1 protein-coding gene is annotated in these 269 nt (G+C 71.7%); it reads right to left on the bottom strand.

The window, feature by feature from the left end; genetic code table 11:
- Nucleotides 1-56: 56 nt before the first annotated feature.
- On the bottom strand, nt 57-269 hold a 213-nt coding region (locus tag U8L64_RS03730; protein ID WP_333394119.1), incomplete at its 5' end, for a VCBS domain-containing protein.

Raw genomic sequence — 269 nt, 5'->3', positions numbered from 1 at the left:
GAAGGGGAACAGGTCGAAGGCCGGCACGCCGATGCGAAAGGCCCGCGGCGCACCACTCACCGGCGGCGCAAGCTGATTACGACAGGCGCAACAGCGCCTCGGTCGTAGCCGGCCCGGTTACAGGCGGCTGCGCCAGCGGCGGCCGAGCCGCTGCTCAGCCCGGCTTCTTCGGCGAGGCTGTCGGTGGCCACCAGGCTCAGGGTCGGGCCGTCGTTGCTGCCGGTGATGGTGATGGTCAGCGTGGCGCTGGACGGGTCACCGTCGGCGTC

This window comes from Pseudomonas sp. FIP_A4, assembly GCF_036701605.1.
Classification (GTDB): domain Bacteria; phylum Pseudomonadota; class Gammaproteobacteria; order Pseudomonadales; family Pseudomonadaceae; genus Stutzerimonas; species Stutzerimonas phenolilytica.
The sequence above is the reverse complement of the archived record's forward strand: the minus strand, read 5'-3'. Positions and strand labels throughout refer to the sequence as shown.